Origin of the sequence: Pseudomonas fluorescens, from assembly GCF_902497775.2 — a bacterium.
Taxonomy (GTDB): Bacteria; Pseudomonadota; Gammaproteobacteria; order Pseudomonadales; family Pseudomonadaceae; genus Aquipseudomonas; species Aquipseudomonas putida_F.
Map to the genome: position 1 here is coordinate 642,643 of NZ_OZ024668.1, position 21,621 is coordinate 664,263.

19 protein-coding genes are annotated in these 21,621 nt (G+C 61.7%); 14 read left to right on the top strand and 5 right to left on the bottom strand.

What is annotated here, in order from left to right; genetic code table 11:
* Positions 1-176: 176 nt before the first annotated feature.
* The 6 genes from lepA (at position 177) to pdxJ (ending at position 6,198) form a co-directional block, all read left to right on the top strand.
* Positions 177-1,976 carry a translation elongation factor 4 gene (lepA, locus tag F8N82_RS03095; RefSeq protein WP_038999043.1) on the top strand — a complete coding sequence of 600 codons (1,800 nt, stop codon included), beginning with the start codon at positions 177-179 and terminating at the stop codon, positions 1,974-1,976.
* A 5-nt stretch (positions 1,977-1,981) separates the two neighbouring features.
* Positions 1,982-2,836: a signal peptidase I gene (lepB, locus tag F8N82_RS03100; protein WP_038999044.1), complete on the top strand. Its 855-nt coding sequence runs from the start codon at positions 1,982-1,984 to the stop codon at positions 2,834-2,836.
* A 247-nt stretch (positions 2,837-3,083) separates the two neighbouring features.
* Positions 3,084-3,773, top strand: a complete 690-nt coding sequence (rnc, locus tag F8N82_RS03105; protein ID WP_010220977.1) for a ribonuclease III — start codon at positions 3,084-3,086, stop codon at positions 3,771-3,773.
* Positions 3,766-4,668: a GTPase Era gene (era, locus tag F8N82_RS03110; RefSeq protein WP_038999045.1), complete on the top strand. Its 903-nt coding sequence runs from the start codon at positions 3,766-3,768 to the stop codon at positions 4,666-4,668. Before rnc ends, era begins: the two co-directional genes overlap by 8 nt.
* 57 nt (positions 4,669-4,725) lie before the next feature.
* Positions 4,726-5,409 (top strand): DNA repair protein RecO, encoded by a 684-nt coding sequence (gene recO, locus F8N82_RS03115; RefSeq protein WP_038999046.1) that lies wholly within the window; start codon positions 4,726-4,728, stop codon positions 5,407-5,409.
* Between the two features lie 63 nt (positions 5,410-5,472).
* Positions 5,473-6,198: a pyridoxine 5'-phosphate synthase gene (pdxJ, locus tag F8N82_RS03120; RefSeq protein ID WP_371857259.1), complete on the top strand. Its 726-nt coding sequence runs from the start codon at positions 5,473-5,475 to the stop codon at positions 6,196-6,198.
* Between the two features lie 121 nt (positions 6,199-6,319).
* Here pdxJ and F8N82_RS03125 read toward each other — a convergent pair whose 3' ends face one another.
* Positions 6,320-7,711, bottom strand: coding sequence for a heavy metal sensor histidine kinase (locus F8N82_RS03125; RefSeq protein WP_038999048.1), 1,392 nt, complete (start codon positions 7,709-7,711; stop codon positions 6,320-6,322).
* The gene (locus F8N82_RS03130; RefSeq protein ID WP_038999049.1) at positions 7,708-8,382 is read right to left on the bottom strand and encodes a heavy metal response regulator transcription factor; all 675 of its coding nucleotides are present in this window, start codon (positions 8,380-8,382) and stop codon (positions 7,708-7,710) included. Before F8N82_RS03130 ends, F8N82_RS03125 begins: the two co-directional genes overlap by 4 nt.
* Positions 8,383-8,586: 204 nt before the next feature.
* Here F8N82_RS03130 and F8N82_RS03135 point away from each other — a divergent pair, with 204 nt between their 5' ends.
* The 5 genes from F8N82_RS03135 to F8N82_RS03155 all read left to right on the top strand — a co-directional run bounded on the left by F8N82_RS03135 (position 8,587) and on the right by F8N82_RS03155 (position 16,004).
* Positions 8,587-9,840: a TolC family protein gene (locus F8N82_RS03135; protein WP_052251638.1), complete on the top strand. Its 1,254-nt coding sequence runs from the start codon at positions 8,587-8,589 to the stop codon at positions 9,838-9,840.
* Between the two features lie 37 nt (positions 9,841-9,877).
* A complete protein-coding gene (locus F8N82_RS03140; protein ID WP_038999051.1) occupies positions 9,878-11,092 on the top strand; it encodes an efflux RND transporter periplasmic adaptor subunit in 1,215 nt (404 codons plus the stop codon).
* 13 nt (positions 11,093-11,105) lie between these two features.
* Positions 11,106-14,270, top strand: coding sequence for a CusA/CzcA family heavy metal efflux RND transporter (locus tag F8N82_RS03145; protein WP_038999052.1), 3,165 nt, complete (start codon positions 11,106-11,108; stop codon positions 14,268-14,270).
* Between the two features lie 100 nt (positions 14,271-14,370).
* On the top strand, positions 14,371-15,699 hold the full coding sequence (locus F8N82_RS03150; protein WP_095162246.1) for an OprD family porin: 1,329 nt from the start codon (positions 14,371-14,373) through the stop codon (positions 15,697-15,699).
* A gap of 98 nt (positions 15,700-15,797) precedes the next feature.
* The gene (locus tag F8N82_RS03155) at positions 15,798-16,004 is read left to right on the top strand and encodes a hypothetical protein (protein ID WP_038999053.1); all 207 of its coding nucleotides are present in this window, start codon (positions 15,798-15,800) and stop codon (positions 16,002-16,004) included.
* A 72-nt stretch (positions 16,005-16,076) separates the two neighbouring features.
* On the opposite strand, the gene cmoB is transcribed toward F8N82_RS03155, so the two are convergent.
* From cmoB to F8N82_RS03170, 3 genes are all read right to left on the bottom strand, one after another.
* Complete coding sequence (gene cmoB, locus F8N82_RS03160; RefSeq protein ID WP_038999054.1) at positions 16,077-17,033, bottom strand: tRNA 5-methoxyuridine(34)/uridine 5-oxyacetic acid(34) synthase CmoB; 957 nt, start codon at positions 17,031-17,033, stop codon at positions 16,077-16,079.
* Positions 17,030-17,773, bottom strand: a complete 744-nt coding sequence (cmoA, locus tag F8N82_RS03165) for a carboxy-S-adenosyl-L-methionine synthase CmoA (protein WP_038999055.1) — start codon at positions 17,771-17,773, stop codon at positions 17,030-17,032. The genes cmoB and cmoA overlap by 4 nt, the downstream gene beginning before the upstream one ends.
* 85 nt (positions 17,774-17,858) lie before the next feature.
* Positions 17,859-18,257, bottom strand: a complete 399-nt coding sequence (locus tag F8N82_RS03170) for a protease inhibitor I42 family protein (RefSeq protein WP_038999056.1) — start codon at positions 18,255-18,257, stop codon at positions 17,859-17,861.
* A gap of 121 nt (positions 18,258-18,378) precedes the next feature.
* Here F8N82_RS03170 and F8N82_RS03175 point away from each other — a divergent pair, with 121 nt between their 5' ends.
* Genes F8N82_RS03175 through F8N82_RS03185 form a run of 3 tightly spaced genes read left to right on the top strand, consistent with a single transcriptional unit; the run spans position 18,379 to position 21,599 of the window.
* Positions 18,379-19,542, top strand: coding sequence for an alpha-xenorhabdolysin family binary toxin subunit A (locus tag F8N82_RS03175; protein ID WP_038999057.1), 1,164 nt, complete (start codon positions 18,379-18,381; stop codon positions 19,540-19,542).
* An 11-nt stretch (positions 19,543-19,553) separates the two neighbouring features.
* The gene (locus tag F8N82_RS03180; RefSeq protein ID WP_038999058.1) at positions 19,554-20,564 is read left to right on the top strand and encodes an alpha-xenorhabdolysin family binary toxin subunit B; all 1,011 of its coding nucleotides are present in this window, start codon (positions 19,554-19,556) and stop codon (positions 20,562-20,564) included.
* 42 nt (positions 20,565-20,606) lie between these two features.
* On the top strand, positions 20,607-21,599 hold the full coding sequence (locus tag F8N82_RS03185; protein WP_141231053.1) for a hypothetical protein: 993 nt from the start codon (positions 20,607-20,609) through the stop codon (positions 21,597-21,599).
* The last annotated feature ends 22 nt before the right edge of the window (positions 21,600-21,621 follow it).

Genomic DNA, 21,621 nt, shown 5'->3' on the forward strand with positions numbered 1-21,621 from the left:
AGGGCAGCTTCGGCTGCCCTTTTTGCTGGGCGCTCACTCAGGTTTCCCAGGCCATGCAAACAAATCCCACAGCCCGGGTGCCCACAGTTCACGTGACGCCAACGTCAAGCTTCAGGTACAATTCCCGGCTATTTTTCGGTGGGCGTCCGGCCCGCAGCCTTTTTGAGTGTTGACCCGTGAGTGATTTGAGTCATATCCGCAATTTCTCCATCATCGCCCACATTGACCATGGCAAGTCGACCCTGGCCGACCGCTTCATTCAGATGTGCGGTGGCCTGACTGCGCGTGAAATGGAGGCCCAGGTACTCGATTCCATGGACCTGGAGCGTGAACGCGGTATCACCATCAAAGCCCACAGCGTCACCCTGCACTACAAGGCGCAGGACGGCAAAACCTACCAGCTGAACTTCATCGACACCCCCGGCCACGTTGACTTCACCTACGAAGTCAGCCGCTCGCTGGCAGCCTGTGAAGGTGCCTTGCTGGTGGTCGATGCCGGCCAGGGCGTAGAAGCCCAGTCGGTCGCCAACTGCTACACCGCCATCGAGCAGGGCCTTGAGGTCATGCCGGTGCTGAACAAGATGGACCTGCCCCAGGCCGACCCGGACAAGGTCAAGGACGAGATCGAGAAGATCATCGGTATCGACGCCACCGACGCCGTGGCCTGTAGCGCCAAGAGCGGCATGGGCGTCGACGAAGTGCTCGAGCGCCTGGTGCAAACCATTCCGGCGCCTACCGGTGACATCGAGGCGCCCCTGCAGGCCCTGATCATCGACTCCTGGTTCGACAACTACCTGGGCGTCGTCTCCCTGGTGCGTGTACGTCATGGCCGGGTGAAGAAGGGCGACAAGATCCTGGTCAAGTCCACCGGCAAGATCCACCTGGTCGACAGCGTCGGTGTGTTCAATCCCAAGCACACCCAGACCGCTGACCTCAAAGCCGGTGAAGTAGGCTTCATCATTGCCAGCATCAAGGACATTCACGGTGCGCCAGTAGGTGACACCCTGACCCTGAGCACGACCCCCGAGGTCGAGGTGCTGCCAGGTTTCAAACGCATTCAGCCGCAGGTTTATGCCGGCCTGTTCCCCGTCAGTTCCGAAGATTTCGAAGATTTTCGTGATGCGCTGCAAAAACTGACCCTGAACGACTCGTCGCTGCAGTACCTGCCGGAAAGCTCCGATGCCTTGGGCTTCGGTTTCCGTTGCGGCTTCCTCGGCATGCTGCACATGGAGATCATCCAGGAGCGCCTGGAGCGCGAATACGACCTGGACCTGATCACCACCGCGCCAAGCGTAATCTTCGAGGTCAAGCTCAAGACCGGCGAAACCATCTACGTCGACAACCCGTCGAAGCTGCCGGATGTATCCGCGGTCGAAGACTTCCGTGAGCCGATCGTGTCGGCCACCATCCTGGTGCCTCAGGAGCACCTGGGTAACGTCATTACCTTGTGCATCGAGAAGCGTGGCGTCCAGCGCGACATGCAGTTCCTCGGCTCGCAAGTGCAAGTACGCTACGATCTGCCAATGAACGAAGTGGTACTGGACTTCTTCGACCGCCTGAAGTCCACCAGCCGCGGCTATGCCTCGCTGGACTACCATTTCGACCGCTACCAATCGGCTAACCTGGTCAAGCTTGACGTACTGATCAACGGTGACAAGGTCGACGCCCTGGCGCTGATCGTGCACCGCGACAATGCGCACTACAAGGGCCGCGCATTGACCGAGAAGATGAAGGAACTGATTCCTCGGCAGATGTTCGATGTGGCAATCCAGGCCGCCATTGGCGGGCAGATTGTTGCGCGTACGACTGTCAAGGCGCTCAGAAAGAACGTACTGGCCAAATGCTACGGTGGTGACGTTAGCCGTAAGCGCAAGCTGTTGGAGAAGCAGAAGGCCGGTAAGAAACGCATGAAACAGGTCGGCAACGTGGAAATCCCACAAGAAGCCTTCCTCGCCGTGCTCAGGTTGGATAGTTAGGTCTTATGTCGCTAAATTTCCCGCTGTTGCTTGTCATCGCCGTCGCCGTCTGCGGTCTGTTGGCCCTGGTCGATCTGCTGTTCCTGGCTCCGCGCCGGCGTTTGGCAATCGCCAATTATCAGGGCAGCGTCAGCCAGCCAGAAATGGCAGTGGTCGAGCGCCTGAACAAGGAACCGTTGCTGGTCGAGTACGGTAAATCGTTCTTCCCGGTGCTGTTCATTGTCCTGGTGCTGCGTTCGTTTCTGATCGAGCCGTTCCAGATCCCTTCGGGGTCGATGAAGCCGACCCTGGAAGTGGGCGATTTCATCCTGGTGAACAAGTTCTCCTACGGGATTCGTCTGCCGGTGGTCGACAAGAAGGTCATCGAGGTCGGTGACCCACAGCGTGGCGATGTCATGGTGTTCCGCTATCCGAGCGACCCGAACGTCAACTACATCAAGCGTGTGGTGGGCCTGCCGGGCGACAAGATTAGCTACACCAGCGACAAGAAGCTGTTCGTCAACGGTCAGGCGATCGCTGAACAGTTGGTCGGCACCGAGCCGGGTACCTTGGGCAGCGCCGAGCTGTACAAGGAAAAACTCGGCGAAGCCGAGCACCTGATCCGCAAGGAAATGAGCCGCTACCGCATGCCGCCTGACCAGCAATGGACGGTCCCGGCCGGCCATTACTTCATGATGGGCGACAACCGCGACAACTCCAACGACAGCCGTTACTGGGATGACCCCAACATTCCCAAGGAACTGCACGGCATGGTTCCGGACAAGAACATCGTCGGCAAGGCCTTCGCGGTCTGGATGAGCTGGCCAGAGCCTAAACTGAGCCACTTCCCGAACCTGTCGCGGGTCGGCCTGATCAAGTAACACCACAACGGCGCTGTCCTGGGACAGCGCCGAATGCGTTTCTGGCATAGGCTGTGTTCAGGGAACCCTGGATTCAACCGATCACCCGGCCAGCGAGCATGAGCCAAACAGTCTTTCAGGATGTTGATTTGAACAATGCGTTAAATCCGACGGTAGCCCCGATGGCGGCGTACCGAGTTGCAAAGTGTGAGCCTCACGCCCAGGCGTGCCGGCTGAATTTCGACCACGAACTGCACGTGGGTACACTGTGAGCGTTTCCTTGAGCCGCCTCGAGCGTCAGCTCGGCTACACCTTCAAGAACCAGGAGCTGATGCTGCTGGCCCTGACGCACCGCAGTTTTGCCGGGCGCAACAACGAACGCCTCGAGTTCCTCGGCGATGCGATCCTCAACTTCGTCGCCGGTGAAGCGCTGTTCGAGCGCTTCCCCCAGGCCCGCGAAGGCCAGCTGTCGCGCCTGCGTGCGCGTCTGGTCAAGGGCGAGACCCTGGCGGTACTGGCCCGTGGCTTTGACCTGGGCGAATACCTGCGCCTGGGCTCGGGCGAGCTGAAAAGCGGTGGTTTTCGCCGCGAGTCGATCCTTGCCGATGCCCTGGAGGCGCTGATTGGCGCCATCTACCTGGACTCGGACATGCAAACCGCCCGCGAGCGGGTGCTGGCATGGCTGGCAGGCGAATTCGAAAGCCTGACCCTGGTCGATACCAACAAGGACCCGAAAACCCGTCTGCAGGAATTCTTGCAGTCGCGGGCCTGTGAACTGCCGCGCTACGAAGTGGTGGATATTCAAGGTGAACCTCATTGCCGGACGTTTTTCGTCGAATGCGAAGTGACCCTTTTGACTGAAAAAAGCCGAGGGCAAGGCGTCAGCCGGCGTATCGCCGAGCAAGTCGCGGCCGCCGCAGCACTGATCGCCCTGGGCGTGGAGAATGGCAATGACTGATACCAACACTACCCGCTGCGGCTATGTCGCCATTGTCGGCCGCCCGAACGTGGGCAAGTCGACCCTGCTCAACCACATCCTCGGGCAAAAGCTTGCGATCACCTCGCGCAAGCCGCAGACCACCCGTCACAACATGCTCGGGATCAAGACCGAGGGTGATGTCCAGGCGATCTACGTCGATACCCCAGGCATGCACAAGAGCAACGAAAAGGCGCTCAACCGCTACATGAACAAAACCGCCTCGGCCGCCCTCAAGGACGTCGACGTGGTGATCTTCGTCGTTGACCGCACCAAGTGGACCGACGAAGACCAACTGGTGCTCGAGCGCGTGCAGTACGTGCAGGGCCCGGTAATCCTGGCGATCAACAAGACCGACCGGATCGAAGAGAAAGCCGACCTGATTCCGCACCTGCAGTGGCTGCAGGGGCAACTGCCGAACGCTGAAATCGTGCCGATCTCGGCCCAGCAGGGGCATAACCTGGAAGCGCTGGAAGGCCTGATCGCCAAGCACCTGCCGGAAAACGATCATTTCTTCCCGGAAGACCAGATCACCGACCGCAGCAGCCGCTTCCTGGCCGCGGAACTGGTACGCGAGAAAATCATGCGCCAGCTCGGCGCAGAGCTGCCGTACCAGATCACCGTCGAGATCGAAGAGTTCAAGCAGCAGGGCAAGATCCTGCACATCCATGCGCTGATCCTGGTCGAACGTGACGGCCAGAAGAAGATCATCATTGGCGACAAGGGCGAGCGGATCAAACGCATCGGCTCCGAGGCGCGCAAGGACATGGAAGTGCTGTTCGACGCCAAGGTCATGCTCAACCTCTGGGTCAAGGTCAAGGGTGGCTGGTCCGACGACGAACGCGCCCTGCGTTCGCTGGGCTACGGCGACATCTGATAGTTCCAGGCCCGGTAGCGTCCGCCGCCGGGTCAAACCTCTTCTGAAGCGCCGCTCATGGAACTGCCTACTGGCCAACCGGCCTACGTGCTGCACAGCCGGGCCTACCGTGAAACCAGCGCGCTGGTGGATTTCCTCACCCCGCAAGGTCGCCTGCGCGCGGTCATGCGCCGTGCCCGTGGCAAGGGCGGCAGCCAGGTGCGTCCTTTCGTTCCCCTTGAAGTCGAGTTTCGCGGTCGTGGCGAGCTGAAGAATGTCGGCCGTCTGGATACCGTCGGTATCGCGGCCTGGCTGCATGGCGATGCGCTGTTCAGCGGGCTCTACCTCAACGAGCTGCTGATTCGCCTGCTACCGGCTGAAGACCCGCATCCGCTGGTGTTCGAGCACTATGCCGCGACCTTGCAGGCGCTGGCCGCCGGTCGCCCGCTGGAGCCGCTGCTGCGCGCGTTCGAGTGGCGCCTGCTGGACCAGCTTGGCTATGCCTTTGCCCTCGACCATGACGTCAACGGCGATCCGCTGGCCGTCGATGGCCTGTACCGCTTGCAGGTCGATGCCGGGCTTGAGCGGGTCTACCTGCTGCAGCCGGGGCTGTTCAACGGCGCCGAGCTGTTGGCCATGGCTGATGCCGACTGGGAAATTCCCGGCGCCCTGGGCGCCGCCAAGCGCCTGATGCGCCAGGCCCTGGCCGTGCATCTGGGCGGGCGGCCGCTGGTCAGTCGCGAACTGTTTCGCAAGCGCTGAACAACGTCGTATGCTGTGGGGCTCAATCTTCAGGAGAGCCTCTTCGTGACTCAAAGCAACCGCATGCTGCTCGGCGTGAACATCGACCACGTGGCGACCCTGCGCCAGGCGCGTGGCACCCGCTACCCGGACCCGGTCAAAGCCGCGCTGGACGCCGAAGAGGCCGGTGCCGACGGCATCACCGTGCACCTGCGCGAAGACCGCCGGCACATCCAGGAGCGTGATGTGCTGCTGCTCAAGGACGTGCTGCAGACGCGCATGAACTTCGAAATGGGCGTTACCGAAGAAATGATGGCGTTTGCCGAACGCATTCGCCCGGCGCACATCTGCCTGGTCCCGGAGACCCGTCAGGAACTGACCACCGAAGGTGGCCTGGACGTTGCCGGCCAGGAAGCGCGGATCAAAGCCGCGGTCGAGCGCCTCTCGCGCCTGGGCTCGGAAGTGTCGCTGTTCATCGATGCCGACGAGCGCCAGATCGAAGCCTCGCGCCGTGTTGGCGCCCCGGCTATCGAGCTGCACACCGGCCGTTATGCCGATGCACAAACTCCGAGCGAAGTGGCGCAAGAGCTCAAGCGCGTGGCCGACGGTGTGGCCTTTGGCCTGGGCCAGGGCCTGATCGTCAATGCCGGCCATGGCCTGCATTACCACAACGTTGAGGCGGTGGCGGCGATCAAGGGCATCAATGAACTGAACATCGGCCATGCGCTGGTGGCCCATGCGCTGTTCGTCGGCTTCAAGTCGGCGGTGACGGAGATGAAAGCGTTGATTCTCGCGGCCAGCCGGCACTGACAGATTCGACGCCAACCCTGTGGGAGCTGGATTGCCAGCAATCGAGCGCGAAGCGCTCGCCTTATTGGCAACTGGCCTCATCGCTGGCAAGCCAGCTCCCACACGATTTGCTGCGCCCCTCCTATTCGGCAGTATCCACAAACACCAGGCTGAACCGCGTCAGCCCCTCCAGCTCGCTCTGTACCTCAACCCGCCCGCCATGCACCTGCATGATCGAGCGTACGATCGCCAGCCCCAGGCCCGTTCCGCCTTCCAGGCGTGAGCGCCCCGAACCGACGCGAAAAAAACGTTCGAACAGATGCGGCAGATGCGCCTGGGCAATCCCCAGCCCGCGATTTTCCACCGACACCCACACCGTCCCATCCCGGCGTTCGATGCCTATATTGATCGGCTGTCCCGCATAGCCATGGCGGATTGCATTGCTGAGCAGGTTGGACAGCGCCCGCTGCACCATCAAGCGATCAGCCATGACCGTGCCCCAGCCCTGCACGTGCAAGGCGATGCCTTTTTGCTCGGCATTGCACTCGAACAGCTCGCACACCCGCTGCACCTCGTCGGCCAGCACCACTGGCTTTAGCGGCACCTGCGCCTGCGGCTGGCTGACCTGGGCAAGGAACAGCATGTCGTTGATGATGCGGTTCAGCCGAGTCAGCTCTTCGATACTGTTTTCCAGCGCTTCACGGTACTCGTCGTTGGAGCGCTCGCGGGTCAGGGTGACCTGGGCCTTGCCCATCAGGTTGCCGATGGGCGTGCGCAGTTCATGGGCAAGGTCGTCGGAAAACTGCGACAGCCGCTGCACGCCGTCGTCCAGGCGGTCGAGCATGATGTTGATGCCGCCGGCCAGGTCGCCCAGCTCCTGCGGCAGGTCGGTTTCCGGCAGCCGGTGGCTGAGGGTTTGCGCCGAGACCTGTTCGGCCACCCGGCGAAAGCGGCGCAGCGGCAGCAGCCCGCGCTGGACCAGTTTCCAGGCGCCCAGGCCGATCAGCACCAGCAGCAGCGGCAAGGCCCACAGGGTCGAGCCCAGGTAGGCCTGGAGCAGGGCATGGTCGTCGGCGCGGTTGACTGTCAGCAGTACCCGCACGCGGGTGCCGTCCTGCAAGCGCATCAGCCGCGAGGCGGTGAGCAGGTGCTCGCCGTTTTCCTCGCGCCAGGGGGTGAACGCCAGTTGCGGGCCGCTTTCAATCTGCAGCAAGGCGTTGGCCTCCAGGGCCGGGCCCAGGGTCAGCAAGGCCGAATGGCGGCCGGTCAGGGCGATGACGCTCAGACTCAGGTTGTCGTGGCCCATGACCACATCCAGCAGTGGATGCACCGGCGCGCCGAGGTCGGCGGCTTTAAGGTCAATGGTCAGGCTGTGTTCGATCTGCACCATCTTGTTGGCCAGGTGCTTGCGTGCCCGGCTGTCCAGTTCATGGTCGAGGGCAAACACCGCCAGGCAGGCGAGCAGCAGCACCAGCGCCGCGCCCATCAGGCTGACACTCAGGCCCAGGCGCAGCGACAGGCGCGCAGGTTTCATTCGCGGGCCTCAAGTACATAGCCGACGCCGCGCAGGGTGTGGATCAGCTTGTCGTCGAACGGGTCGTCGATTTTCGCCCGCAGGCGGCGGATCGACACTTCGACGACGTTGGTGTCGCAGTCGAAATTCATGTCCCAGACCAGCGAAATGATCTGCGTACGCGACAGTACTTCACCGCTCTGGCGCATCAGCAGGTGCAGCAGGGCGAACTCCTTGGCGGTCAGGTCGATGCGCTGGCCGCTGCGGTAGGCGCGGTGGCGGCTGGGGTCCAGCTCCAGGTCGGCAACCTTGAGCGTGTTCGGTTGCAGCGCCTGGTCGTTGCGCCGCAACAGGCTACGAATGCGCGCCAGCAGTTCGGGGAACTCGAAGGGTTTGAGCAGGTAGTCGTCGGCCCCCAGGTCCAGGCCCTTGACCCGATCGGCCAGGCGGCCGTGGGCAGTGAGCATCATGATCCGCGTGCTGGACTCGGCGCGCAGGCGCTGCAGCACGGTCCAGCCATCGAGCTCGGGCAGGTTGACGTCGAGAATGACCAGGTCATAGGCCTGCTGGCGAGCCAGGTGCAGGCCGTCGGCGCCGGTGTGGGCGCAATCGACGATGTAGCCGTTTTCGCGCAGGCCCTGTTGCAGGTATTCGGCGGTGCGCAGTTCGTCCTCGACAATCAGTAGACGCATGGAATGACTCGTTGGCAGTGAAAGGCGCTGATTCTCAACCCTGTAGTAACTGTAAGGTCAAGCGGTGAAATGCATCGAGCGGCGGATACTAAGCCATCCGGGCATGCGCTTTGCCTGGATTACAGATTTGTAATACTTGAGTCATCCTGGCGATAAACCCTGATTACTAGAGTGCGGGCTCCGATCACGGCGCAGGAGTCCGCCATGTTTTGCACCCGGGAACGGCCAGGCACAGGCCCTGGCCGAATATTGCTGGCCCTGCTGTTACTGGCCTTGCCGTCGCTGGCCCTGACGCAGGAGCGCGTATTGACCCTGGAGTCGGCGCTGCAGGTGGCCCGCGACAATAACCCCGAGCTGGCTGCGGCGCGTTGGGGTATCGACATCGCCGAAGGCGAACGACGCCAGGCCGGGGTGCTGCCCAACCCGGAACTGAGCTGGGAAGTGGAGGACACCCGCAAAGGCTCGCAGACCACTACCGTTGGCGTCAGCCAGATGTTCGAGCTGGGCGGCAAACGCGGGGCGCGCCTGGACGTTGCCGGCCGCGATGCCGACCTGGCAGCACTGGAACTTGAGCGTCAGCGCAACGTTTTGCGCGCCGAGGTGATCGGCGCTTTCCAGGCCGCGGCTCAGGCTCAGGAAGGTCTGCAACTGGCCGAGCAGTCGCTGCGCTTGAGCGAGCGGGCGCTGCAAGTGGTGCAGGGCCGGGTCAGGGCCGGCAGTGCCTCGCCGGTGGAGGCGACCCGGGCCCAGGTGCAGTTGTCCGAGGTGCGTCTGGAACAGGGCCGTGCCGAGCAAGCCCTGACGGTCGCCTACCAGCAACTGGCCGCCATCACTGGCGCCGCCGTGGTGCAGTTCAACCGGGTCGAAGGCGGCCTGCAGGCGAACAACGCCATCCCCAGCCGTACGCTGTTGCTCGATCGCCTGGAGCAGACCGCCGACTTGCGTCTGGCCCGCCTGCAGATCGACCAGCGCGAAGCCGCTTTGGGCCTGGCCCGCAGCAAGCGCATTCCCGACCTGACTGTCAGTGTCGGCAGTCAGTACAGCGAAACCGACCGTGAGCGCATCAACGTGGTCGGTCTGTCTGTGCCGATTCCTTTGTTTGACCGCAACCAGGGCAATGTCCTCGCCGCCGCCCGGCGCGCCGATCAGGCCCGCGACCAGCGCAATGGCGCCGAACTGCGCCTGCGTAGCGAAGTGGTCCAGGCCCTGGCCCAGTGGAGCACGGCGGCCCAGGAGGTACAGACCTTCGACCGCTCGATCCTGCCCTCGGCGCAGCAGGCGCTGGATGCCGCCACCCGGGGCTTTGAGCGCGGCAAGTTCGCCTTTCTCGATGTGCTCGATGCCCAGCGCACCCTGGTGGCGGCGCGCCTGCAATACCTGCAGGCCCAGGCCCAGAGCAGCGAGGCGCGGGTTCGCCTGGAACGGATCTTCGGCGACTTGAGCCTCGCCAGTCGCTGAGCGCGACCTTCACCTGACAATTTGCTGAGGAATCTGCATGAACAAGAAGTCCACCCTGCTGCTGGCCGCGGCCTTGTTGCTCGGCCTGGGCCTGGGCGCGCTGCTGGCGCGCCAGGGCGGCCCGGTTGCCGCCGCCCCTGCATCCGCTCACGCCCATGCCGAAGGCGATCATGAGGAAGAAGAACATGGCGCAGCGGAAAAAACCGAAGAAGGTCACGCCGAAGAGGGCGCGCTGACCCTCAGCCAGGAGCAGATCGACCTGGCCGGAATCGAGCTGGTGGCCGTCGGCCCGCGGCAACTGCAGCGCAGCCTGTCGCTGCCCGGCGAAATCCGTTTCGACGAAGACCGCACCGCGCACCTGGTGCCGCGCGCAGCCGGGGTGGTGGAATCCGTTGCTGTGGTACTCGGCCAGCAGGTCAAGGCCGGTGACCTGCTGGCGGTGATCGCCAGCCCGCAGATTTCCGAGCAGCGCAGTGAACTGGCCGCCAGCCAGCGCCGCCTGGAACTGGCGCGCAGCAGCTACCAGCGCGAGAAGGACCTGTGGCAGGAGGGCATCTCCGCCGAGCAGGATTACCAGCAGGCCCGCCAGGCCCTGCAGGAGGCGGAAATCGCCCAGGCCAACGCCCGGCAGAAGATCAGCGCCCTGAGCGGCAGTGTGGTCCTGGCCGGCGGCAACCGCTACGAGCTGCGTGCGCCGTTTGCCGGGCAGATTGTCGAGAAGCACCTGGTGCCGGGCGAGGTGGTCAACGAAACCAGCGCTGCCTTCACCCTTTCGGACCTGTCGCGGGTCTGGGCGACCTTCGGCGTAGCGCCTCGCGACCTGCCCAAGGTGCGCGCCGGCATGCCGGTGACCATCGTCGCCAGCGAGCTGGGCCAGCAGGTCAACGGCACGGTCACCCATGTTGGCAGCCTGCTCGGCGAGCAGACTCGTACTGCCGCTGTGCGCGTTACCCTCGACAACCCGCAAGGCGCCTGGCGCCCTGGCCTGTTCGTCGCCGTGCAGGTGCCCACCGAGCAGTATGCCGCCGCCCTGAGTGTCCCGGACCAGGCCCTGCAGACCCTGGAAGAAAAACCCACGGTGTTCGTGCGCACTGGCGAAGGCTTCATTGCCCAGGCGGTTGAGCCAGGGGCCAGTGCCAACGGCTTTGTCGAGATCCGCAAGGGCCTGCAAGCCGGCCAGCAAGTGGCGGCGCAGGGCAGCTTCATCCTCAAGTCGGAGCTGGGTAAGGCCAGCGCCGAACACGCCCACTGACCGGGAACCTCACATGTTCGAACGCCTCATACAATTTGCCATCGAGCAGCGCCTGATGGTGCTGCTGGCGGTGCTGCTGATGGCTGGGCTCGGGGTTGCCAGCTATCAGAAACTGCCGATCGATGCCGTGCCGGACATCACCAACGTCCAGGTGCAGATCAACACCCAGGCCGCGGGCTTTTCGCCGCTGGAAACCGAGCAACGCATCACCTTCGCCATCGAAACCGCCATGGCCGGCTTGCCGGGGCTGGAGCAGACCCGGTCGCTGTCGCGTTCAGGCCTGTCGCAGGTGACGGTGATTTTCCAAGAAGGCACCGACCTGTTCTTTGCCCGGCAGTTGGTCAACGAGCGCCTGCAGCAGGCGCGTGAACAATTGCCGGAAGGCGTTGAAGCGGCCATGGGGCCAATTTCCACCGGCCTTGGCGAAATCTTCCTGTGGACCGTGGAAGCTGCCGACGATGCGCGCAAGGCCGATGGCAGCGCGTACACGCCGACCGACCTGCGCGAAATCCAGGACTGGATCATCAAGCCGCAACTGCGCAACGTGCGGGGTGTGGCGGAGATCAACACCATCGGCGGTTTCGCCAAGGAATACCAGATTGCACCAGACCCGAAACGGCTGGCGTCCTACAAGCTGACCCTCAGCGACCTGCTCACCGCCCTTGAACGCAACAACGCCAACGTCGGCGCCGGCTATATCGAGCGCCGTGGCGAGCAGTTGCTGATCCGCGCGCCGGGGCAACTGGCCGGTATCGATGACATTGCCAATATCGTCCTGGCCAACGTCGACGGCACACCAATCCGCGTGCGCAACGTCGCCGACGTCGGTATCGGCCGGGAACTGCGCAGCGGCGCAGCGACCGAGAACGGCCGCGAAGTGGTGCTGGGCACGGTGTTCATGCTGATCGGTGAAAACAGCCGCACGGTGTCGCAGGCAGTGGCGCAGAAGCTGGTGGAGATCAACCGCTCGCTGCCGCAAGGGGTCAGTGCGATCACTGTCTACGACCGCACCAATCTGGTCGACAAGGCCATTGCCACGGTGAAGAAGAACCTGATCGAAGGCGCGATCCTGGTCATCGTCATTCTGTTCCTGTTCCTCGGCAACATCCGCGCGGCGCTGATCACCGCGATGGTCATTCCGCTGTCGATGCTGTTCACCTTCACCGGCATGTTCAGCAACAAGGTCAGTGCCAACCTGATGAGCCTGGGCGCGTTGGACTTCGGCATCATCGTCGATGGCGCGGTGGTGATCGTGGAAAACGCGATCAGGCGCCTGGCCCATGCCCAGCAGCACCACGGCCGCCTGTTGACCCGTTCCGAGCGCCTGCACGAAGTCTTCAATGCCGCCCGCGAAGCGCGCCGGCCACTGATTTTCGGCCAGTTGATCATTATGGTGGTGTACCTGCCGATCTTTGCCCTGAGCGGGGTCGAGGGCAAGATGTTCCACCCGATGGCCTTCACCGTGGTAATCGCCTTGCTCGGCGCCATGTTGCTGTCGGTGACCTTCGTGCCGGCGGCCATCGCCCTGTTCGTCACCGGCAAGGTCAAGGAAGACGAAAACCTGCTGATGCGCAGCGCCAAGCGCGGTTATGCACCGCTGCTCAAGTGGGTCATGAGCCATCGTCCGCTGGCGTTCTCCCTCGCTGCTATCACCGTGCTGCTCTCAGGCGTGCTGGCCAGTCGCATGGGCAGCGAGTTCGTGCCGAGCCTGAGCGAGGGTGACTTTGCCTTGCAAGCCTTGCGTGTGCCCGGCACCAGCCTGAGCCAGTCGGTGCAGTTGCAGCAGCGCCTGGAGCAGAGCGTGCTGAGCCAGGTACCGGAGGTCGAGCGGGTGTTCGGCCGCACCGGTACTGCCGAAATCGCCTCGGACCCGATGCCGCCGAACATCTCTGACAGCTATGTGATGCTCAAGCCGCAGGCGCAATGGCCGGACCCGAGCAAGAGCCGCGAGCAACTGATCGCCGATATCCAGCGTGCCAGTGCGCGGGTGCCGGGGAGCAACTATGAGCTGTCGCAGCCTATCCAGTTGCGCTTCAACGAGTTGATATCCGGGGTGCGCAGCGATGTCGCGGTCAAGGTTTTCGGCGATGACATGGCGGTGCTCAATAGCACCGCGACGAAAATCGCCAGCACCTTGCAGGCCGTGCCAGGCGCCTCGGAAGTGAAGGTCGAGCAGACTTCGGGGCTGCCGGTGCTGACCATTGAAGTCGATCGCGACAAGGCCGCGCGCTATGGCCTGAATGTCGGTGATGTGCAGGACACCATTGCGGTGGCCGTGGGGGGTCGCCAGGCCGGGACCCTGTATGAAGGCGATCGGCGTTTCGACATGGTGGTGCGCTTGTCCGATGACCTGCGCACCGACATCGAAGGCCTTTCCCAGTTACTGGTGCCGGTACCGGCCAGTGCCGCGGGTAATGGCCAGATCGGCTTTATCACGCTGGCCGACGTGGCCAACCTTGAGCTGGTCCAGGGCCCCAACCAGGTCAGCCGTGAAGACGGCAAGCGCCTGGTGGTGGTCAGCGCCAACGTGCGCGGCCGGGATATCGGCTCGTTCGTTGACGAGGCGGCGGCGCGTATCGACAGCCAGGTGAGCATCCCGGCCGGTTACTGGACCCGCTGGGGCGGCCAGTTCGAGCAATTGCAGTCGGCGGCGCAGCGGCTGCAGGTGGTGGTGCCGGTGGCCTTGCTGCTGGTCTTTGGCCTGTTGTTCATGATGTTCAACAACCTCAAGGACGGGCTACTGGTGTTCACTGGTATTCCCTTTGCCCTGACCGGCGGGGTGGTTGCCCTGTGGCTACGGGATATCCCCCTGTCGATTTCCGCCGGCGTGGGCTTTATCGCCTTGTCCGGAGTCGCGGTACTCAACGGCCTGGTGATGATTGCCTTTATCCGCGGCCTGCGCGAGCAGGGGCGTTCGCTGCACCAGGCGATCGACGAAGGCGCGCTGACGCGCTTGCGGCCGGTGTTGATGACCGCGCTGGTGGCGTCCCTGGGCTTTATCCCCATGGCCCTGGCCACCGGCACTGGCGCCGAAGTGCAGCGGCCGCTGGCCACCGTGGTGATTGGCGGCATCCTTTCGTCCACGGCACTGACCCTGCTGGTACTGCCGGCGCTGTATTACTGGGCGCACCGCAAGGACGAAGAGGAGGAGGTCGCATCCGAGGTGACGAAACTGTAATTCGCCGCTCATCTTCGGGTTATTCAGCGCTTGTCAGGATACCCATGGCGCCCGCCTTGCGGGCGCCATGGGTATCTCTGCCAATAATCAGGAGTTGAAGATGGGGAACAAATCCACAGCCTGTTTTACCGGCGCCCTGGCCCTGGCCAGTTGTGCAACCGCCAATGCTGCCCTGCAGCCGCAAAGCGGGGGCTTTGTCGAAGACAGCAGCCTGACGGTGCTCAGCCGTAACTTCTATTTCAACCGCGACTACCGTAACGGTGAACAGTCGCCCACCGGCAAGGCCGGCTATGCCGAAGCCTGGGCCCAGGCCTTTATCGCCCGCTTCGAGTCGGGCTATACCGAGGGCACCGTGGGGTTTGGCCTGGATGCCCATGCCATGCTCGCGCTCAAGCTCGACAGCGGCGATGGCCGCAGCGGTGGGCGCAGTTCGTTCGATATGTTGCCGGTGGACCGCAACGGCGACACTGCCAGCAACTTCAGCAAACTGGGCGGCGCGATCAAGGCGCGCTTGTTCGACACCGAGATTAAATTCGGCGACGTGTTCCCGACCACGCCGGTGGTGCATTTCGGCGACTCGCGGCTGTTGCCGGAAAGTTTCACCGGCTGGACCCTGGAGAACACCAGCCTGGCGGGCCTGAAAGTGCAGGGCGGGCGTTTGCACGCCATGAGCCAGCCACTGTCGAGCAACAACCGCGATGGCTTCGTGACCTTCTATGGCGGCTCCGTCGATTCGCCCTGGCTGGGCTATTTCGGTGGCGATTACCAGGCTACCGACAACCTCAGTCTGAGCCTGTACAGCAGCCGTCTGAAGGACGCCTGGGATCAGTACTACGCCGGTGTCAGCTACAAGTACCCGATCACCGACGACCTCACGGGTTTCACCAGTTTCAACTATTACAAGGCCAAGGATGAGGGCCAGCAACTGCTGGGCAAATTTGACAACGATATCTGGAGCGCCCGCGTCGGCGTCAGCTATGGCGCCCATACTCTGGCCCTGTCGCACCAGCGCAACCAGGGCGACAACGACTTCGACTACCTGCGCCAGTCCGACTCGATCTACCTCGACAACTCGATCCAGTACAGCGACTTCAACTCGCCGAAAGAGCGCTCGTGGATGCTCCGTTACGATCTCGACATGGCCACCTATGGCGTGCCAGGCCTGTCGTTCATGAGCCGCTACGGGCGTGGCAGTGGCATCGATTATTCGGATGCCAACGGCGTGTACATGCGCCGCGATGCCGACGGCAATCCGCTCACCGGGCAGAAGCGCTGGGAGCGTGATATCGAGGCCAAGTACGTGGTGCAGTCGGGCAGCCTCAAGGATTTGTCGCTGCGCGTGCGTCAGGCCACGACCCGGGCCACGGCCTTTGAATCGGACCTGGATGAGGTGCGCCTGATTGTCGAGTATCCGCTGACCCTGCTGTAGGGCGAATCTTGCAGCACTGTAATGTCCGCCTCACCTTGGCGTTAGCTTGCCCCCCATAAGATTGAACTGTCCTGAAATTCAATCACGAGGTGAGCAACATGAGCCTGAACAAGTATGTGCTGATGGCTGTATTGGCCCTGGGCAGTAGCGCGGCGTTGGCCGAAGGTGGGGCGGAGCGTTCCAGGCAGTTCTGGGAAAACTTTCGCCTGAGCCAGGAACAGATCCACGGCAAGAAGGACCAGGCAGTGGTCAAGTCCGACGCGCAAAAACCTGACACGGCGACCCGGCAGGTCGCCAAGGAGTAGCTCCATTCACCTTAGAAGCTCCCCCGCTCCTTTGGAAAAGGTGAATCTTCGGCGCCCCCACGGGCGCCTGTTTTATTTGCGCGCCACCAGCACGGCCCGGCGTGGCGCTGGCAGGCCTTCGATGGTGCGGCTATGGTCGTCGGGGTCGAGGAAGTCGCTAAGCGACTGGTAGCGCATCCACTCGGTGCTGCGCTGTTCTTCGACGCTGGTGGTGCTGACATCGACGCAGCGCACATCGCTGAAACCGGCACGGCGCAACCAGCGCTCCAGGGCCGGCACCGACGGCAGGAACCAGACGTTACGCATTTGTGCGTAGCGATCTTCCGGTACCAGTACCTGGTTCTCGTCGCCTTCGATCACCAGGGTTTCCAGCACCAGCTCGCCGCCCTTGACCAGGCAGTCCTTGAGCGCGAGCAGGTGCTCGATGGGCGAACGGCGATGGTAGAACACGCCCATGGAGAACACCGTGTCGAAGCCTTCGAGGTTGGCCGGCAGGTCTTCCAGGGCAAATGGCAGGTGCCAGGCCGGCAGTTGCGGCATGTAGCGTTGCACCGCCTGGAACTGGCAGAAGAACAGCCAGTTGGGGTCGACACCGATGACGCTGTCGGCCCCGGCACCGAGCATGCGCCACTGGTAGTAACCATTGCCGCAACCGACATCCAGGACCCGCTTGCCCTTGAGGTCCAGGTGCGGGGCGACGCGCGACCACTTCCAGTCCGAGCGCCATTCGGTGTCGACGTGCACGCCGAACAAGTCGAACGGCCCCTTGCGCCACGGCGACAGGCCCATCAGTGCCTGCTGCATGCGCGTACGGGTGTCGTCATCGCAGTCGCAATCCAGCTTGAGGCCGTTTTGCAGGTCAATGCGCGTAGGCTCCAGCGCCGGCAAGGCATCCAGCGCAGCCTGCCAGCGTTCCAGGTCGCCATGACCTTTTTCCATCTTGGCGTCGAGTTGCGCTTGCAGGCCTTGTGCCCATTGCGCCAGGGGAGTGCCCGCCAAGCGGCGGACCAGGAGGGACAGATCAATCATGGCAGGGCAATCAACGAGGCAAAGTTAAGGCATTGGAACCAGGGCACGACTTTGGAGAAGCCGGCCGCCAGCAGGCGTTGGCGGTGTTCTTCGAGGCTGTCGGGCTTCATCACGTTCTCGATGGCGCTGCGCTTCTGGGCAATTTCCAGCTCGCTGTAGCCATTGGCGCGTTTGAAGGCCACATGCAGCTCGGTGAGCAGGGCGTGTTCCTCGTCGTTAACGAAGCGCAGCTTCTCCGAGAGGATCAGCGCACCGCCCGGCAGCAGAGACTGGCGGATGCGTGTGAGCAGTTCCAGGCGTTGTTCGGGGGCGATGAACTGCAAGGTGAAGTTCATCGCCACCACTGAGGCCGGCTGGAACTTCAGGGCAAGGATATCGCCCTCGATCACCTCCACCGGCAGCAGCTCCTGGAACATCGAGTCCTGGGCGTTGAGGTACTGCCGGCAGCGTTCGACCATGGCCGCCGAGTTGTCGATGGCAATCACCCGGCAGCCGTCGCTGCGCACATGCCGGCGCAGGGCCTGGGTCACGGCACCGAGCGAACTGCCCAGGTCGTACAGGGCGGTGTTGGGCTGGGCAAACCGGGCGGCGAGCACGCCGAGGTTCTCGACGATGGTCGGGTAACCGGGGACCGAACGCTTGATCATGTCCGGGAACACCCGCACCACGTCTTCGTTGAAGGCGAAGTCGGGCACCTGGCCAAGGGGCTGGGCGAATAGGCGGTCGGGTTCTTTGCTCACGGGGGCAATCCAGGCGTTGGGCGGTAAAGGGCCGGCATTTTAGCCAAACTGGCGGCAGGATGCATGGCCCGCTGACCAGCGCGGCTTACTTCACTGTGATTGCACAGTCGAAGGTCTGCACCGGGCGCACTTCCGGGGCCCAGGGTTGCTGGTAGACCAGCAGCAGATGGCCTTCACCGCCTGCCTGGGCCTGGAAGCGCCACACCGACTGCCCGGCGCTGCCGACCACGCCGGCGTCTTCCGGGTGGCTGTAAACCTCTGGGCCCAGGCTGCGCAGGATGCCGGTGGCCGGGTTCTGTACCAGCCAGCGGTAACCGGTGCTGGGGTTGCTGGGCAGGGTCAGGGTGAGCGTCTGGCCTGTCTCCAATTGCACAGGGCACTGAGTGACTTTTTCCAGCACGACGTTGTCGTGTTTGCTTGGGGTTTGGGTACATGCGGTCAGAAGGGGCAGACCCAGGATCAGCAGCTTGCAATTGATATTCATCGACAGTCCAGTCAATCGGGCTGGCAGCGGCTTTCAGGAAAGCCTGCCCTCTGCAGGGCGATGCACAGCGGCATTAGTGTGAAGGTCCCCGCCGATTTGGCCTATGAACAGGGACGCAAGCATGAGCAGTACACAATCCAACTTTGACACATTGCAGAAAGAGGCCGAGCTTCTGCCTGGAAGTCTCATTAAGGCATTGGCAGAACGCGATGGCCCCGAAGAAGGGGGGCTGACGCTGACACACGAGCACATCGTCACCCTCAATCAGTATGCCAACTATACCTTCCAGCTTCCCATTGCCAAGGACGTCGTGATCCGCTGGCTTGGCTATTCGACCATCGCTGAGCCGGACCTGATGCCGGATAGCATGGTCGATATGCACAAGCAGTTGCACAAACACGGGCGCAGCTGGTCAGTACTTGCGGACAACAGCAAGAAACTCGGCTTCGAGTTGGCCGCCAGTGCCAATGGCATCAACACCTCGGGCGAAGACATATTGGTAATCCTTGAAAACAGTCGCGCACTGGGCACGCACAGGGATGCCTGGGAAACCATCAAGTTCGATAAGCCGCTAAGCCTGGGTGCAGAGGACAGGCGCAGTGTCCTGGACCTGGTTGACTACATGGAGGTATTGCGCGATGACGTCGACCTTTTCGCTCGGCGTGTGAACGCCGTACGCGAGGAAACCGAACAGTTTCGTGATGTCGCACGTGAACAATTGATTCCGTTGGTGGCAACGAAAACCCAGGCAATCAAACGCCAGCAGGCAAGTGGTGCGGTGCAGCAACTGCGTGAAGACCTGGCAGAGCTTGATAAAGAGATCGCACGCCTTGAAGCCGAGTATGACCGGTATGTCCAGGCGGCACTCAGTGGCCTGTCCGCCGGGCTGCTGGGCGCAGCCATAACCGGTGGTATCTATGGCAGCAAGGCAGAGAAAGTACGCAAGGAACGTAACAAGCTCCAGAACCAGCGTCGCAGCATAAGCCAGAAGCTCAAGGAGCTGGTCAGGCTGGAGGGGGTGATCGAAGAGTTGGGCACCCAGATGGGCCAACTGGATACCCGACTCAGGGATGTGGTCACCGCGTCCTCTCACCTGCAATCGGCCTGGCAGCTCATCGGTGTTTACATCGATACCTCGATTGAACACCTCCAGCGTATTGAGTCCAATCAGCAATTATTCAAGTTCGCAATATTTTTCAAACGTTTCATTGGTCAATGGAAAGACATTGAAAAGTTTGCCCAGCATATGAATCGCGTGTTTGATGACGCCGCCGCTGCCAAATAAGGAATTTTTTGATGAATGACAATATCATTGCCATGAGTGCCGCGCTTAATACGCCAAGTCTGGACAAGATGCTCTTGGTGGTTTCGGCGTACTCAACGTTCTGGGAACAGCGTACCTTTGGCTTTCTGCCGTTGTTGCATGAATCTGTTGAGCGGCATTACAAAGGCATGCAAAAGTACGTGGAGGGATTGGCGAAGCATGCAGAAGTGCTTGCGGTTACCATCAAGTCATACAAACTTGAGGTGCTGCTTGATGATCTTCAGCAGGCTCAGGGGGATCCTGAAGAAGAGGAGTTCTTCCTTGAGGAACTGCAGATTTCAAAAAACAAGATCGCCGCAGCACTGGATGTTCTGATCTCGGGGACAGTCACCGCGTCCAAGGCGATCGCCAGCATTCCGGTCTATGATGCGAGCCGCGACCAGGCCAGTTATCTTGAATCTTCGGAGCGCTTGGCCAGTAACCTGGAAAGGCTCAGCAGTACGCTCAGCGGTAAACGCGAAAACCTTGCCGAACTGGAAAAAGCTATCGATGTACTTGATGCCAATGGTATAGAAAAACTGTTCGAAGGCAAATTACCAACGGTTGAGGAACTCCAGGGGGTGGTCGCCCTCGGGGCAACGCCGGGGGTAGCTGTCGCTGCGGTCGAGAAGGCAATCGAGGCGCTGGGCAAGCTGATAGAGGGCGTGCAACAAGGAATGCAATATTCGCGACTTCAGGAGCAGCGTCGAGCGCTGCGCACCGAGGTCAACGAATTGATCACTGAACAACGCGAAACGGAGCAACGCGCAACTCAAGTGACGGCCAACCTGCAGGCACTGTCGGAGTATGCAGTGCTGAGTCCAAAACGTCTGGAATGGCTGGCTGAAAATCAGCAGATTCGCGTGCAATTAGAAACCGTGGGCAATCAACTGCGCAGAGTGAAGCTGAGCAGTTTTGAGGAGGGGCAGGCGCTTAATCAGCTGTTGAAAAAACTGATTGTCTATGTCCAGAGCATTGTCGAGCAGTTTCGCCGGGCATTTTAATTGCCATGAGCGCGGAGACAGACTGCGCAGGGAAGTTCCATGATGAAAACACCTGTCATTTCAGAACGCGTCTGGCAACAACAAGCTACAGGCCTTCCGGGCGATTTGCTCAAGGCATTGAAGTCTGGTCTGGATAGCGGCGCACTTAGTTTGACGCCAGCCCATATCACCGGCCTCAACGAATATGTAAGGTACGCAAGAGGTTTGCCGGCCTCCCCGGCAGGGATGTCCTCCTGGTTAGGTTCAGGCGGTGGAATAATTGGTACGCTGCTCGCCAATGCGGTATTTTCCGCGAACCCTGAGCTCAACAACAACGCAATGATGGCATTTTTTCGTCAAGTGAAAGGGCATGCCAGCAGTTGGGAAGTGTTGTTTGAGAAGAACCTGCAGCTGACACAGGTATTGGCCGTAGCCGCCGACAATACAAATCGTTCAGGGTCCTTGATTCTCGACGTCTGTGATCAAATCAAGGCGTTGGGCGGTCGACGCGAAGCCTGGGATACGCTTCAGGACGGTCAGTGGGGGCCGCTCAGCCCGGCAGAGCGGGAGGTACTATCGTCCTTGCCCAGCCAGATGAATGCGCTCAAGGAACAACTGAACACCTACTCTCGGCAGGTCGAGCGTGTGCGCATCGAGGGTGCCTGGTTTCGCGACGAGACACGCGAGCAGGTGATTCCAGTCACTAACAGAAAGCTTCAGGAGGTGGAGAAACTCATAGCACCCGTGAGCCGAGATATCAGTCCCAAGACGATAGCCATTCTGGGTTTGCAATCGCGTTTTCTGGACTTGTCAAAACAACTGCAAACGATGGAAAAACTGCTCCGCGATGTGTTGACCGGTTCTTCGCATGTTCATTCTGCCTGGCAAAGCCTGACCGCTTACATCGATGCGTCGGCTGGACAGCTTGAGCAGATTACGACAGGCCAGCAGTTGGCTCGATTCGTGATTTACTTTGGCAGGTTTCTGGGGTTGTGGAAGACCATCGAGCAAAGCGCGTTGCAGATGAATCGCACGCTGGCCCAGTATCGGCCCTGAGTGCCTTCACCGCTACCATTCC